Consider the following 14,133-nt stretch of genomic DNA (forward strand, 5'->3'; position numbering starts at 1 on the left):
CGTCACAAAATAAAAGGAGGCGAAACGGAAACTCATCACATTGTGAATTTAATCTCATTAATTATTATTCTAAAGGTACCGATTATGTGGTCACGACTCGAACCCTACAGATCGTCGATTATTTTATTAGTTGCTCTGGTGATTGGCGGCTTATTAGGTATTTATGCCCCATCGTTTGCAAGTAAACTCCAGCCAATAGGTCAGATATTCTTAAACCTGTTATTTATGATTATTGTGCCGCTGGTGGGGATCAGCGTCATGTCTTCGATCGCCAGTATGACCGACCTGAAAAGGTTAGGGCGCATTATGGCGATAATCTTTATTGTTTCGATCGCCATGGCCTTTATTCCGGCCGCCGGGATCGTCGCGCTGGCGCTATGGTATAACCCGGCGCAGGGCGTCACTATCGATCTCTCGCAGTCTGTGCAGGCGGGCAGCGGCAAGATGGATTTTGTCAGTATGATCACCACCAGCGACTTTATCGGACTGTTTTCTAAGTCCAATATTCTGGCGCTGATCGTGATGGCAATCATCGCCGGTGTGGCGATTGGCCAGTCGGATCAGGCCGGTAAACGCATTGCGTCGCTGCTGGAAGATGCCAATACCGTGATCATGAAGATCGTGTCGATCATTATGAAGGTTGCGCCAATTGGTCTGGGCTGCTACTTCGCCGCCACCATGGCCAGTCAGGACTCGGCGCTGCTGTTAACCTTTGCCCGTGCTATCGGCCTGTTTATGGTCGCCACGCTGGTCTATTTTGTTTTTGGCTCAATTCTCTATTCGTATATTGGCGGCGGTATTCCGGCGGTCAGAGCCTTCTGGCGTAATGCGATTGAGCCGTCTGCCACTGCGCTGGGGACCTGCTCTTCGCTGGGGACGCTGCCGGTAACGCTGCGTGCCGGTAAGGCGATGGGGATTAACCCGGAAATCGTTGATGTCTCCATTCCGCTGCTGGTGAACCTGAATAAAGGCGGCGTGGCGATGATTGCCGCGCTAAAAATTGTCTTTATCTATTCCGTGCTGGGCATGGAGTTCACCACCGAGACCTTCTTCCTGACGATGCTGATCGCGGTGCTCTCCGCCATTATTGTCGGCGGCGTACCGGGCGGGGCATTCCTCGGTGAAATCTTTATCGTCACCACGCTCGGCCTGCCGATGGAAGCGATCCCGATGCTGGTGGTGCTGGGCACGATTACCGATGCGCCGGCCACACTGATCAACGTTATCCATGATTTGAATGCGGCGCAGATTGTCGAACGGTTCGCTGGAAAAAAGCAGACCAACACTGAAATAAACTCTACTGCTGCGGTGGTATAGGTTTCACACGGATTAAGAACAGGAGATGTTATGAAAGACGCAATGAAGCTTGAGACGCACCTGGTTGTTGCTGGTCGTGACAAACGCTACACCCAGGGAGCGGTGAATCCGGTTATCCAACGCGCCTCTTCACTGGTATTTGATACCGTGAAGGACAAGAAATTTGCCACCGCCAATCGCGCGAACGGCGAGCTGTTTTACGGTCGTCGCGGAACCTACACCCACTTTGCCTTTCAGAAGGCAATGAGCGAGCTGGAAGGCGGCGTTGGCTGCGCGCTGTACCCGTGCGGCGCTGCGGCGGTGACCAACGCGATTCTGGCGTTTGTTCAGGGTGGCGATCATATTCTGATGACGGGCGCGGCCTACGAGCCAACTCAGGATTTTTGCAATAAGATCCTGAGTAAATTCAACGTGGAAACCACGTATTACGATCCGCTGATTGGCGCTGGGATTGTCGATCTTCTGCGTCCGGAAACGAAGGTTGTATTCCTCGAGTCGCCGAGTTCGGTCACTATGGAAGTTCAGGATGTGCCGGGGATGGTGAAGGCTATCCGCGCGGTGAATCCAGAGATTGTCATTATGATCGATAACACCTGGGCGGCAGGCGTGCTGTTTAAAGCACTGGATTATGGCGTGGATATTTCCATTCAGGCGGGAACGAAGTACACCATCGGTCATTCGGACGGCATGCTGGGCACGGCGGTGTCGAACGCCCGGTGTTGGGATCGCCTGCGCGAAAACTCCTATTTGATGGGGCAAACGCTGGACGCCGATACGGCCTACAACGGCAGCCGCGGATTGCGCACCCTGGCGGTACGTCTTAAGCAGCATCAGGAGAGCAGCATCCATATTGCCCGCTGGCTGTCGGCAAGGCCGGAAGTGGCGCGGGTGAATCATCCGGCATTACCGGAATGTCCGGGCCATGAGTATTTTCAGCGTGACTTTACCGGAAGCTCAGGCCTGTTCTCGTTTGTGCTGAAAAAGAGACTGACCGACGAACAGATGGCGAATTTTCTCGATAACTTCTCGCTGTTCCATATGGCCTATTCGTGGGGCGGATTTGAGTCGCTCATTCTGGCTAATCAGCCGGAAGAGCTAAACAGCATTCGCCCGGCAGGAGAGGTGGATTTCAGCGGTACGCTGGTCAGGGTGCATATTGGCCTCGAGGATATCGACGACCTGATTGCCGATCTGGACGCGGGATTTGCCCGCATTGCGTAAGGTGACGTGCTCGTAGCCGGATGCGGCGCAAGCGCCTTATCCGGCCTACTACAACTCTGCAGGCCGGATAAGCGGGCAGGTTAGTTTTCAGTGGCTAACGTGGTTACCTCATGCTGGCGTACCCGTTTGAGCAAACCTGCCAGCGTGAACACGACAGCAATCCCCGCCACAACCGCCAGCAGATGAAATGAAATCCTGCCGCCGTTAAACCACAGCCAGCGTCCGATTTCGACAGAAACCGCCATTACCGTCAGGATCACCATATTCAACGACGCCGAAACCGTACCCTTCGGTAAGTTGTTGGAAAACAGCGTAAAGCGGAACAGCGTGGGGAAAATCATTCCAATGCCAAAGGCATACAGGCTGGTTCCCAGCACCGACCACAGCCAGACGTGCGGCCACAGTAAATTGCCGGCAATCAGCACCGCCAGCCCGCTCAGTTGAATGGGGACCGCTCGCCAGATAAAGTGCGGCCGGGTCGGATCCTTCACAAAACGAACAACCACCATATTGGCGACGATCACCGCGCCAAATACCGGCGCCTGGGCCCAGGCAAACTCCGTTGTGCTCATACCGCCTGCGTCGATCAGAATAACCGGCGAGACCGCTACCCAGCTCATCATCGGGATATAGCTTAACGACAGCGTGGCTGCGCCAGACAGGAACACCCGATTACGGAAAACGTCACGGAAATCGCGCAGTACGCCGCGTGCACTGAACGGCACTGCGCCGCGCTGGACGGTTTCCGGCATGGCTAACGCTAATCCAATCAAGGCGAAAAGCCCCATGGCGGCAATGATGGCAAAAAGGATCTTCCAGTGTACAAAGTGCATCAGCGCAGCCCCGGAGAGCGGGCCAATGACCGGCGCCACCAGCACTATGGATGTGATTATCGCCATCAACTTAATGGCCTTCGTCTGCCCAAACGCCTCCTGTACCGTGACGTAGCCAACGGTCGCGATAAAGCAGATGCTGGTGCCCTGCACAAATCGGGCGACCAGAAATTGCGTCATTGAGGTGGTGAACAGTGTGGCAGCGCAGGCGAGCGTAAAGATTAACGCCCCCGCAATCAGCACCGGTCGACGGCCAATCCGGTCGGAAAGCGGCCCCAGCAGCCATTGCAGCGCCATGCCGCCCGCCAGATAAAGGCTCACTGCAGCGGGCGCCAGGCTGACGTCGGCGTTGAAATCACGCACCACATTGATGATGCCGGGCTGGATCAGGTCCGTGGACAGATAGGCGGCGAAGTCATATAAAATCAACGCGACAGGAAAAAATAGCGTTGTGGCGCGTTGGGAGAAAAACGCGAGAATCCGTTGCATAAAACAGCTCCTTGTCGGGAGAAAACCCTCAACGGGAATAGCGAAATTCAATACCGTCTTTGAGACGTCAGACCGATGACAGAATAAAGCAGACTGCAAATGTACTGAATTTCATGTAATCAAAAACGCTGCCTGCGCGAAGCGCAAACAGAAGATACGTTCACTGACGCGGGGTCAGAAAACGTAACGATTACAGGTAACAATCAGCACATCGCACCTCAGGAAGAGTAAGTTGAACGGGTAATAACCATCCGCAGTGTAATGCGGATTGGATATTAATTAAACGAGTTTATCCGGTTTATTTGCAGAAAATCGCCGCGCAAATCAGACTACGATGCTCTGCAAAAACCGCAGCGCGATGGCACAACCGAAGATAATCAATACCCCCCCAGCGATACGCTCTACCCACAATATCCCTCTGGTTAACCATCGCTGGATCTGCGGCAAACCGATGAACATCACGATCAGCAGATCCCAAAACAGGACCACGCTGGTCATCCAGATCCCGCTCATGGTTTGTTGCAGCAGCGTCACCGACGGGCCGAGCAGGGCGGTCATCAGCGCCAGATAAAACAGTGCATTTTTGGGATTGAGCAATGATGAACCCAATCCCAGCAGCAGCTGTTTGCCAAATCCCGGACAGGTAGACCGGGCGTCCGCTCCGGTCAGCGTTTGCGGGCGGCTGCGTATCAGCAGGCTGCCAATCCACAACAAATAGAGCGCACCCAGCAGTTCAATAACCGTAAACAACAGGGGAAGCTGGCGCAGGATCCCCCAACCGATAATCGCCAGCAGGATATACAGCCCGTTGCCGAAAGCGATCCCCACGCACAGCCCGGCGCTGCCGCGCATCCGGTAACGTACGGCATAACCGACCAGTAAAAAGAAGTCCGGTCCGGGGCTGAGCAATGCGACAAAATGCGCCAGCGCCAGCGCGGGGAAAGCAGAAGGAAAAAGTTCAGTAAGCAACGACATAGCGACCTCAGAGAATGAATCTGAGATCACCGTACGTCTGGCGCAGCGCTAATTATTGTCTGATATTGATCGTCCCAACGCGTACTGGCGCGGTGTGGCTGCGGTGTAGCGAACAAAAGTTCGATGGAAATGGCTCTGGTCGGCAAACCCGCTCTGGTAGCCGACATCGGCAATCTCGTCTCCAGCCCGCAGACGCTGGCGGGCATAGTCAATCCGCAGAATGTTCAGATAACTTCCCGGCGTCAGCCCGGTGTCCTGCTTAAAAGTACGGATCAGCGTCTCTTTACGTATGTGACACTCATGTGCCAGCTCATCGAGTGAGGGCGGAGCGAGCAGGCTGGACTGCAAGCGCTCGCGCAGATACTGGCTGGTGGCGCTTAGGTTTTCTGGTGTTACCGACTGCAATGGCAGCGAGTGCAGCAATTTTCGTGCAGCATCTGTTATTAGCGTCGTTTGCCGTTGCGGCACGAGTGCCACAAGGTGCATATAACGCTGGAATATTTGCGCATCGCGGATAACGGGAGCACGCGTGCAAAGCAGTTGATTGTTGTTCTGCACAGCCAGATTAGCCAGACACCACCGGGCATCAAGGTAAAGCATGTGGTAGCTGCGAAACTGCCCGTTGACGGGATTACAGCTGTGAGGCACCAGCGGCGGGATCACAATCAGATCGCCCACCTGCAGATGGTATTCTTCGCCATCGCACAGACAGCACGTTTCCCCCTCGAGAATTGCCCCAATCGAGAGCTGAGAGTGGTGATGACGCTTATAGGCCTGCTGGCTTTGCCAGGTGCTGCGCAGCTCCAGCCACGGCAACTGCTCATCACGCCAGAACGATTGTGGAATATCCCGGGTATGCATCACACCGTGTCCTCCATGAAAGTGATGATTTGTTATAGCACAGGCCGAGTGGTGAAAAAGTGGGAATGTGCATTGGCGTTGCGATTCTGCGGGACGCGTTCCAGACAAATGCAGATTTTACATAAGGACGTATTTATCCCGGAAATCGCCTCGCAAAGAGATAAAGTTGCAGATGAGGATGTGGTTTTCTTATGGGATTGGTTGAACAAATTGTTTCCCTGCTACTTACTGGACTGACTAATGACAGCCAGATAAAGACGCTGTTTAATTATATTTTACGAACTGGCGATGCACCTCGATTCAGTGAGTTTATTCGTGGGGTTGCCGAACGTTCACCGCAACATAAGGAGCATTTGATGACGATTGCGGACAGATTGCATGAGGCCGGATTTCAAAAAGGATGGCTTGAAGGCAAGCAGGAAGGTAAACAGGAAGGCAAACAAGAAGGGCTGATAAAGGGACGACGTGATGAGGCGCTGCGTATTGCCCGCACCATGCTGGCAGATGGCATTGATATCAGCACGGTACAAAAAATTACCCGGCTATCCGCTGAAGATATTCAGGGCTTAAGCCATTAGAGATGACTTAAACCGCCTAATCGCCTGCCCGGAAGCACCGGGCGCTTCGGTTTACTCTATCGCCGTTTTTACCGCCTCGCCGAGCTTTTGCATCACTTCCCGATGCTTCTCGTTTGGCGGCAATGCACAATTGATGCGCACGCAGTTGCGATACTTTCCGGATGCGGAGAACAGCGAACCCGGCGCAACCTGGATTTTCAGGCGACAGAGCTGCTTAGCGACGCAGACCATATCGACCTGGAGCGGCAGTTCGACCCACAGCATAAAGCCGCCTTTCGGGCGGGTGACGCAGATCCCGCAGGGGAAGTATTCCCGTACCCAGCAGGTATAGATTTCCATATTGCGCTGATAAATCTGGCGCATACGCCGGATATGCCGATGATAATGACCTTCGCGCACAAAGGAAGCCGCTGCCAGTTGCGTGGCAGGAACGTTAGTGCCAATGACGGCGTACTTCATGTGCAGCAGCTTGTTGTAATAGCGACCGGGCACCACCCAACCCACGCGCAGTCCGGGGGCGACGGATTTGGTAAACGAACTGCAGAGTATTACCCGACCGTCGCTGTCCCAGGAGTGGATCGTGCGCGGGCGTGGGTACTCCGTTGCCAGCTCGCCATACACATCGTCTTCAAAAATAACGATGTCGTGGCGCTGGGCGAGGGCGAGCACTGCCCGCTTACGCGCATCCGGCATAATGAATCCGAGAGGGTTGTTGCAGTTGGGAACCAGCAGCACACCTTTGATCGGCCACTGATCCAGCGCCAGCTCCAGCGCTTCAATGCTGATCCCGGTATCCGGATCGGTTGGGATCTCAATCACCTTGATCCCAAGGCCACGCAGCAGCTGCATCGTGCCGTAATAGGCAGGCGATTCAACGGCGACAATGTCTCCGGGCTGGCAGACCGTCAGCAGCGCCAGCGACATTCCGCTCTGACTGCCGCTGGTGATCACAATATCATCTGCATTGACCACCGAACCGCCATCCAGCATCAGTCGCGCAATCTGCTGACGTAGTTCACGGCATCCGGAGATTTCATCGTAGCCAAGTATCGCGCGCAGGTTGTGCTGCGCCACGCGGCTGAGTTCACGCCACAGCGGCTTCAGGCTGGGTTGATCAATGTCGGGCACGCCGCTGCTAAACGGGATTATCGATTTGTCCGCGTTGCCCTTTAGCATATCCAGCACCTGATCCCATTGCGTTATTTCGACCGGACGCTGCACCGGGCGCGACATCGGCGGCACGGGCGGCTGCGCTTTTTGTGGCGCGACAAAATAACCGGAACGCGGCTGCGGTGTGATCAGCTGGCGCTGTTCCAGCGTCTGATACGCCTGCTGGACGGTGCTGATGCTCACCCCGTGCTCCTGGCTCAGGCTGCGAACCGAGGGCAGTTTTTCGCCATGGCGATACAGCCCCTGCTCAATGCGTTCGGCCAGCAAATTGGCCAGATGTTGGTAACGCGTCATGCTGTATCCCTCATGGGTACCATACAGATTAAAAAACCAGTACAGATTAGCGTGTAAAAAGCGATGCAGAACTCTTTTTAACCAATCTGTATGTTAAATAAAAGTACTTTGTGAGTCTGTATTGTTTTGGGCTAAATCCGTGAAGATAAAGCCTCTGGCAAGGCGGGGAGGCAAGGTATGGAATTTCACGAGAATAAAGCAAAACAGCCGTTTATTGGGTTTGTATTGATCTGGCGGGCATACAAGGCGTGGCGGCTGCGGGCGCAAACGCGGCGCGTATTGCAACAGATGAGTGATGAGCGGCTGCGGGATGTCGGGCTACGACGCGATCAGGTGGAGTGATTTTCTTTTATCGACAGAGGCTGGGGGTTATCTCCTGGCCTTTTTATATTCACCGTATTTATCAATTCATGCTTCTGGATAGCCTGTTCCTTGATACTTATCCTGATAAGTATTATTTTCTTTTCAGCGATGAGGGGAAAGTAAGATGACTGAAGATGAACTGTTTGCCCGCCGACCAATGGGAATGCGCATGGCAATGGTGGTGCGCCAGTGGCGGGCCATTATTGATGCTGCCATCACCGATACTGGCCTGACGCAGTCCAGCTGGACGGTACTGATGCAGCTGTATCAACTGGGAGACAACGTCTCGGTCAGCGAACTGGCACAAATGCAGGGCATTGAATTGCCGCCGCTGATGCGCACCCTCTCACAGCTGGAAAAGCAGGGGTATCTGCTGCGTTCCACATCGCCTTATGACAAACGCATCCGCCTGCTAACGCTAACCGCGCAAGGCCGCTTAAGGCTTGAAGAACTTAACCGGGTGATTGAGACATACCAACATCGCGTCACCTGCACCATTCCTGAAGCGGAGCTTGCCTCCTTCAGCGCGACCTTAAATCAACTCGCCTGCAATTTGCGGACAATCCGCGAAGAAGACAATCAACACTAAAAAACTATGATGACCCCAGAACAAAAATTTGCCCGTTGGGTAAGGGTGAGTATTGCCGCTTTCCTGGTAATATTCGCCTGGTTTATCGTTGCCGATATCTGGATCCCGCTGACGCCGGACTCCACGGTGATGCGCGTGGTAACGCCTGTTTCCTCACGCGTTTCCGGCTACGTCTCGCAGGTGCATGTACACAATAATAGCCAGGTGAAGAAGGGCGATTTGCTGTACGAACTGGATCCGACGCCGTTTATCAATAAGGTCGAGGCTGCGCAAATCGCCCTTGAGCAGGCGAAGCTGAGCAACCAACAGCTGGATGCGCAGATAGCTTCCGCGCGCGCCAACCTGCGCACCGCGCAATTCAACGCCCATAACGATAAGACCACCCTTGATCGCTATCAGCGCCTGGGTGCCATGCAGAACGTGTCGCAATCCGATCTCGACAAGGTGCGTACCGCCTGGCAGACCAGCGAGCAGTCGGTGGCGGCGCTCAATGCCAGTATTCAGAACCTGCTGATCCAGCGCGGTGAGCGCGATGACAAGCGTAACGTGACGCTGCAAAAATACCGTAACGCGCTGGAAGAGGCGCAGTTGAACCTCGGCTGGAGCAAAGTGTATGCCCAGACAGACGGTACGGTGAGCAATCTCCAGCTTAGCCCCGGACTTTACGCCACCGCCGCCACGCCGCTACTGGCGCTGGTCAGCCACCAGACCGATATCGTGGCCGACTTTCGCGAGAAAAGCCTGCGCCACACTCGGGTAAATACCGATGCCGCCGTGGTGTTCGACGCCATGCCGGGCAAGGTTTTCTCTGCCCGCGTTACCAGCAGCGATGCCGGTATTCTGGCGGGCCAGGAGCAGGTGAACGGCCAGTTGTCGCAACCGGAACAGTCTACCCGCTGGGTGCGCGATGCCCAGCGTATGCGCATTCACGTCGCGCTGAACGAACCGCTCGACACGCCGTTACCGACCGGGGCGCGCGCCACGGTACAGCTGTATAACAGCGAGGGGATGTTCGCCCGCACCTTTGCCGGGGCGCAGATCCACCTCGTCAGTTGGCTGCATTATGTCTATTAACACGCTGGCCCACGTCTTTACGCCGCACGGGAATATTGTCTATACCGCCAATGATTTTCGCCAGACCCTGCGTATCTCCGTGGCCGGGACAATCGCACTGAGTATCTCGACATTCTACAACGTGCAGTACGGCGTATTTTTTGTGGTTTATCCGCTGATGCTGCTGTCGCTGGTGCCGGTGTTCAACCGCCATGTGGCAACACAGTTCGTGTTCAGCGCAGCGGTGAACTGTGTCGAAATGGTGCTAATCGTTGGTTATCTCTCACAGTGGCCGCTGATCATGACGCTGGTGGTATTCGGCCTGTACGTGATGCGTTTTCGTTTTATGAGCAAAGGCCCGCTGTTTCTGCTCGGTTCGATGGGCGTGGTATGCCAGAGTACGATGCTCAACTTTATGAGCTATCCCACCACCAACTGGCATACGCTGATGTTCTCCAATATGGAAGCCTGCGTCATGGCGGTGGCGCTGAGCGCGCTGCTGCATTATCTGATTCCGGACGTGGAACCCCGCCAGCCACCGCCGCGCATTGAGAAAGATGCCGCCCGGGTGCGCCATGAATCGCTGCTTTCCGGCACGGTGGCGACGATGATTTTTGTGGTCTTCCAGATCTGCGATTTGAGTGATTCGCTGTCGGCGCTGATGGCAGGCATTTTGATCCTGTTTCCGATGCACTATCGCGGCGCGGTGATCAGCTCGATCTGGCGTGTGGTCGGCGTGGTGCTGGCCTGTCTGTATATTCTGCTGGTGCAGTTGCTTATCTATGATTTCAGCAATCATATGGTGCTGATGATGCCGCTGATTGGCCTTGGGCTGGCATTCAGCGCCCGCTTGCACGTAATGGAAAAAGTCGGCGCGGGCGTGGGGTTTGCCAGTATCACCACCATCGGCATTATGTTTGGCCAGAACCTGCACCCGGATCAGGACCTGGTGTTCAGCGATCTGTACCGCATCACCTCCGTCACCGTCGCGCTGGTGGCAACGTTAACCATGGTGTTTCTGGTGCACCGGGTGTTGAACTGCTTTGCCGCGACGCGGTTTGTGATTACTGAGTGAGTGGGGAGTCAGTGCCGAATGGCGGCTAAGCCTTATCCGGCCTACGGAAAGCAGAATTTCCAGGCCCGGTAAGCGGTAGCGCCACCGGGCGTTTTTCGGATTGCCTGCTGCTTCACCTTTATCTAATTATTCAGAATATGGTTTATTTGTTCGAGGAATGAAAAAATATAAATTATAAATATTCTGAATTTTAATAATTGTGACCTTATGAATAAACTTAATTTTACGATTAAATATGATAAGTGTGATTATTATATTTTAAAGGGTGTAAAATCAAATGACATGGGAATATAAAGTATCGACAGGTATACTGAGCCATAACGGTGAGTTAATTGCTTATTGCTACAGTGGTGCCGGTGAATCAAAGGATAAACCGAACTGTGAACACATACGTAACAAGGGTCCCATTCCTCGAGGTATTTATTTTATTGCAGGATGGAATAATCACAAAAGCCCCTCCGCTATCATCCTTGAACCTATTGCAGGGACCAATACTTTTGGCAGAGATCATTTCGAAATTCATGGCGATAAAAAAGGGCAGCCACCGGGAACGGCATCTGCAGGGTGTATCATTATGAATGGACAAGATAAGCGCCAAACCATTTACGATTCGGGTGATACAATTTTGGTGGTAAGATAATGAAATTTATTATTATCTTCTTTCTATTTATGCTTTCGGGTGCCTCCTGCGCTGCAGAGCATACTGCACCTCAGCTTCTGCAGATGATAAATGAAAAAGGAGCAAATGCTGTTGTACACACACTTTATAATGACAATGAATCAGAATGGTGGAACCATATTATTCCTGAAATTAGCAAAGGTAATAATGGCTGGTTAACGGTGGCAAGTGCTTTGGAACCCGGAGTTGATGCCAGTACTGCGGAAGATTTGCAGGGGGCGGTATCTGAAGCCATTCCACATAATCCAGCCGGTGTTCTGGCTATTCTCAACGATAAGAGACCATTGCTGACTATTGAGCAGATATGTGCATTTTCCTCTTTCCCTGAGTCAGAAGACGAAATGAATAAGCTATTTGTTAACTCCATCAGGGAAATGTATAAGATCAAAACGGCAGAAGGGAAACGGTGTATTGCGGTCATGATAAATACTGTCGAAAATTCTGTTCCCTTTAATAAGGATTTATAAATGGCTATCCCTGGATATATGTCACTAATCGATGATGCTGGTAATGTTATCAAAGGTAGTGTGATGGTAAAAGACCGTGAAAATCAGATCGAGGTTTTAGGTTTGTATCATAATGTGAGTTACAACTCTGACTTGCATAATGGAAGGGTATTGAGTAAACGTCAACATCGTCCATTTTTAATTGAAAAGGAAATTGATGCTTCTAGTGTGCTTTTGTATAAAGCATTAAGTACCGGAGAAACATTAAGGAAAGCGGCTATTGATCTCTATCGAATAAATGATGCTGGTCAGGAAGAGGTCTATTTCACGATAACCCTGGAAGATCTGAAAGTCGTTACGATTTTTTCACTGATGCACGATGTTAAAGATCCTTATTACGAAAAACAGACCCATCTTGAACTTGCTCAGTTCCGCTACAAGAAGATTACCTGGCACTATCATGATGGGAATATAGTCCACTCTGATGATTGGGATTATCGCATAGGGTCTTGAGTAAATGACTCTGAATAAAATGATGTCACCCTGAGCCGTAATGCAATCAATACACGGCGCTTATACTCCTAAGCGCCGTCTGGCATCTTAGAAGTTATCCCTGCTTGCGCGACTTCGCTGAAATCACGTTGATAAACTCCTGCACCTGCTGTTGCTTACGCGCGGACAGCTTGCACACCCGACGCAGCGACTGTAATAACGCCGGTTCTTCCGGCTCCGGCAGCTTTGTCGTCAGCAGAATGCAGCCGGGCATCACTCTGACATCGAATTTGCAGCCGGTGGTAAAACCGGCGGCTTCCAGCCACTGGCCGAGATGTTTGGCGGTGGCTTCGCCAAACATGCGCATTTTAATGAGGGTGGTGTTGGGGTCGTCGGGGTAGTTATTTTCCGCCGCGCAGGCAATGGCATAAATGAAGTCGTTAACGCCTTTCAGAAAAACGAAGTTAGATTTTTCCATTGTTTTCTATCCAGATCCTGAGCGGGGGATGAATCTATTACCCCAAATCGTAATGGGAGCTATCAGGCTTCATGGTAGCCTTCATGTTCCGTTCAATCAATGAACGATAAGAGAGTAACCGATTCTTTCTTAATGTGTTATTGAGGAATATAGTTCCTGAGAAGGTTATCTGATTTGTATCAATACAGGGATGGATTTATGGCTGTTCCAACATATGACAAATTTATTGAACCAGTGTTGCGTTTCCTGGCAACTCGACCCGAGGGCGCTTTGGTCAGAGAGGTGCGTGAAGCCGCAGCCAAAATGCTTGGGCTAGATGAGCAGCAGCGTGCTGAGACGATTACCAGTGGGCAATTGACGTACCAGAACCGCACCGGCTGGGCGCACGATCGCCTCAAACGTGCCGGGTTATCGCAGAGTCTATCCCGGGGGAAATGGTGTTTAACACCCGCGGGAATGAGCTGGGTTGCCTCGCATCCGCAGTCGATGACCGAGCAAGAAGTGAGTCATTTTGCTTTTGATTATAACGGTGTGAAGCTCAGTAAGCAGGCGGATGCGGTGGCGTTAGATCCACAGCCAGAATCGATTGAGGAGGGTGAGCTTGCCCGAAGCAGCCCGGACGATCGCCTGGAGCAAGCGCTCAATGAGATTCGTGAATCTGTTGCCGAAGAACTGCTGGAGAATCTGCTTCAGGTTTCGCCCGCGCGTTTTGAAGTGATTGTGTTAGATGTGCTGCACCGTCTGGGATATGGCGGTCATCGCGGTGATTTGCAGCGCGTAGGGGGAACCGGCGATGGCGGCATTGACGGTATTATCTCTCTCGATAAGCTCGGGCTGGAAAAAGTCTACGTTCAGGCCAAACGCTGGAAAGGTGCTGTTGGGAGCGCTGAAGTCAGGGGCTTTTATGGTGCATTGCCTGAGCAAAAAGTGAAACGTGGTGTCTTTATTACCACCTCTGGCTTTACGGCGCATGCCAGAGACTATGCTAAAAAAGTTGAAGGTCTGGTGCTGGTGGATGGAGACAGGCTGGTACATCTGATGATTGATAATGATATTGGCGTATCCTCACGTTTACTCAAGTTGCCAAAGCTAGATATGGATTACTTTGAGTAGTGGTAACACTGGAACCTGATTGCGGGTAATGGTGATGGAGCACGTTGTGGGCATCCGTGTTTCTTCTGGCCCAGAAATCAAGTGACTTTTGTGGCTGCGTATCAGCG

The 14,133-nt window shown here is 52.6% G+C and carries 15 protein-coding genes and 2 pseudogenes; 11 read left to right on the forward strand and 6 right to left on the reverse strand.

Annotation, left to right across the window (positions count from 1 at the left end; all coding sequences use genetic code 11):
* Nucleotides 1-84: 84 nt before the first annotated feature.
* Together OGV80_RS01465 and metC are read left to right on the forward strand one after the other, a co-directional pair.
* A complete protein-coding gene (locus tag OGV80_RS01465) occupies nucleotides 85-1,317 on the forward strand; it encodes a dicarboxylate/amino acid:cation symporter (protein WP_043018300.1) in 1,233 nt (410 codons plus the stop codon).
* 30 nt (nucleotides 1,318-1,347) lie between these two features.
* Nucleotides 1,348-2,538, forward strand: coding sequence for a cystathionine beta-lyase (gene metC / locus OGV80_RS01470; RefSeq protein ID WP_043018301.1), 1,191 nt, complete (start codon nucleotides 1,348-1,350; stop codon nucleotides 2,536-2,538).
* An 80-nt stretch (nucleotides 2,539-2,618) separates the two neighbouring features.
* Here metC and mdtM read toward each other — a convergent pair whose 3' ends face one another.
* From mdtM to OGV80_RS01485, 3 genes are all read right to left on the reverse strand, one after another.
* Nucleotides 2,619-3,860 (reverse strand): multidrug efflux MFS transporter MdtM, encoded by a 1,242-nt coding sequence (gene mdtM / locus OGV80_RS01475; protein ID WP_100193921.1) that lies wholly within the window; start codon nucleotides 3,858-3,860, stop codon nucleotides 2,619-2,621.
* A 324-nt stretch (nucleotides 3,861-4,184) separates the two neighbouring features.
* On the reverse strand, nucleotides 4,185-4,835 hold the full coding sequence (locus OGV80_RS01480; RefSeq protein WP_080625769.1) for a LysE family translocator: 651 nt from the start codon (nucleotides 4,833-4,835) through the stop codon (nucleotides 4,185-4,187).
* Nucleotides 4,836-4,883: 48 nt separating this feature from the next.
* Nucleotides 4,884-5,699, reverse strand: a complete 816-nt coding sequence (locus OGV80_RS01485) for an AraC family transcriptional regulator (RefSeq protein WP_080625768.1) — start codon at nucleotides 5,697-5,699, stop codon at nucleotides 4,884-4,886.
* A 185-nt stretch (nucleotides 5,700-5,884) separates the two neighbouring features.
* Here OGV80_RS01485 and OGV80_RS01490 point away from each other — a divergent pair.
* A pseudogene (locus OGV80_RS01490) lies at nucleotides 5,885-6,274 on the forward strand (Rpn/YhgA-type helix-turn-helix domain-containing protein); the annotation flags it as partial.
* A gap of 51 nt (nucleotides 6,275-6,325) precedes the next feature.
* On the opposite strand, the gene OGV80_RS01495 reads toward OGV80_RS01490, so the two are convergent.
* On the reverse strand, nucleotides 6,326-7,738 hold the full coding sequence (locus OGV80_RS01495) for an aminotransferase-like domain-containing protein (protein WP_080625766.1): 1,413 nt from the start codon (nucleotides 7,736-7,738) through the stop codon (nucleotides 6,326-6,328).
* Between the two features lie 177 nt (nucleotides 7,739-7,915).
* On the opposite strand from OGV80_RS01495, the gene OGV80_RS01500 reads away from it, so the two are divergent.
* The 7 genes from OGV80_RS01500 to tssD all read left to right on the forward strand — a co-directional run bounded on the left by OGV80_RS01500 (nucleotide 7,916) and on the right by tssD (nucleotide 12,456).
* A complete protein-coding gene (locus tag OGV80_RS01500) occupies nucleotides 7,916-8,080 on the forward strand; it encodes a DUF1127 domain-containing protein (protein WP_008786105.1) in 165 nt (54 codons plus the stop codon).
* A 145-nt stretch (nucleotides 8,081-8,225) separates the two neighbouring features.
* On the forward strand, nucleotides 8,226-8,690 hold the full coding sequence (locus tag OGV80_RS01505; protein WP_043018307.1) for a MarR family winged helix-turn-helix transcriptional regulator: 465 nt from the start codon (nucleotides 8,226-8,228) through the stop codon (nucleotides 8,688-8,690).
* A 6-nt stretch (nucleotides 8,691-8,696) separates the two neighbouring features.
* On the forward strand, nucleotides 8,697-9,764 hold the full coding sequence (locus OGV80_RS01510) for an HlyD family secretion protein (RefSeq protein WP_087052221.1): 1,068 nt from the start codon (nucleotides 8,697-8,699) through the stop codon (nucleotides 9,762-9,764).
* Nucleotides 9,754-10,818 carry a DUF2955 domain-containing protein gene (locus OGV80_RS01515; protein WP_038636934.1) on the forward strand — a complete coding sequence of 355 codons (1,065 nt, stop codon included), beginning with the start codon at nucleotides 9,754-9,756 and terminating at the stop codon, nucleotides 10,816-10,818. The genes OGV80_RS01510 and OGV80_RS01515 overlap by 11 nt, the downstream gene beginning before the upstream one ends.
* Nucleotides 10,819-11,095: 277 nt before the next feature.
* Entirely contained in the window at nucleotides 11,096-11,458 is a 363-nt protein-coding gene (locus tag OGV80_RS01520; RefSeq protein WP_087857426.1) for a tlde1 domain-containing protein, read from the forward strand.
* A complete protein-coding gene (locus OGV80_RS01525; protein WP_286513381.1) occupies nucleotides 11,458-11,964 on the forward strand; it encodes a hypothetical protein in 507 nt (168 codons plus the stop codon). The genes OGV80_RS01520 and OGV80_RS01525 overlap by 1 nt, the downstream gene beginning before the upstream one ends.
* A complete protein-coding gene (gene tssD, locus OGV80_RS01530) occupies nucleotides 11,965-12,456 on the forward strand; it encodes a type VI secretion system tube protein TssD (RefSeq protein WP_286513384.1) in 492 nt (163 codons plus the stop codon).
* 94 nt (nucleotides 12,457-12,550) lie between these two features.
* Here tssD and OGV80_RS24455 read toward each other — a convergent pair whose 3' ends face one another.
* Nucleotides 12,551-12,709 carry a SymE family type I addiction module toxin gene (locus tag OGV80_RS24455; RefSeq protein WP_502873987.1) on the reverse strand — a complete coding sequence of 53 codons (159 nt, stop codon included), beginning with the start codon at nucleotides 12,707-12,709 and terminating at the stop codon, nucleotides 12,551-12,553.
* Nucleotides 12,698-12,913: pseudogene (locus OGV80_RS24460) on the reverse strand (SymE family type I addiction module toxin); the annotation flags it as partial. The gene OGV80_RS24455 and the pseudogene OGV80_RS24460, both read right to left, overlap by 12 nt.
* A 198-nt stretch (nucleotides 12,914-13,111) precedes the next feature.
* Between OGV80_RS24460 and OGV80_RS01540 the strand changes: the two are divergent.
* A complete protein-coding gene (locus tag OGV80_RS01540) occupies nucleotides 13,112-14,026 on the forward strand; it encodes a restriction endonuclease (RefSeq protein WP_087052216.1) in 915 nt (304 codons plus the stop codon).
* The last annotated feature ends 107 nt before the right edge of the window (nucleotides 14,027-14,133 follow it).

The sequence above is a fragment of the Citrobacter sp. Ce119 genome (genome assembly GCF_030334525.1).
Taxonomy (GTDB): domain Bacteria; phylum Pseudomonadota; class Gammaproteobacteria; order Enterobacterales; family Enterobacteriaceae; genus Citrobacter; species Citrobacter europaeus.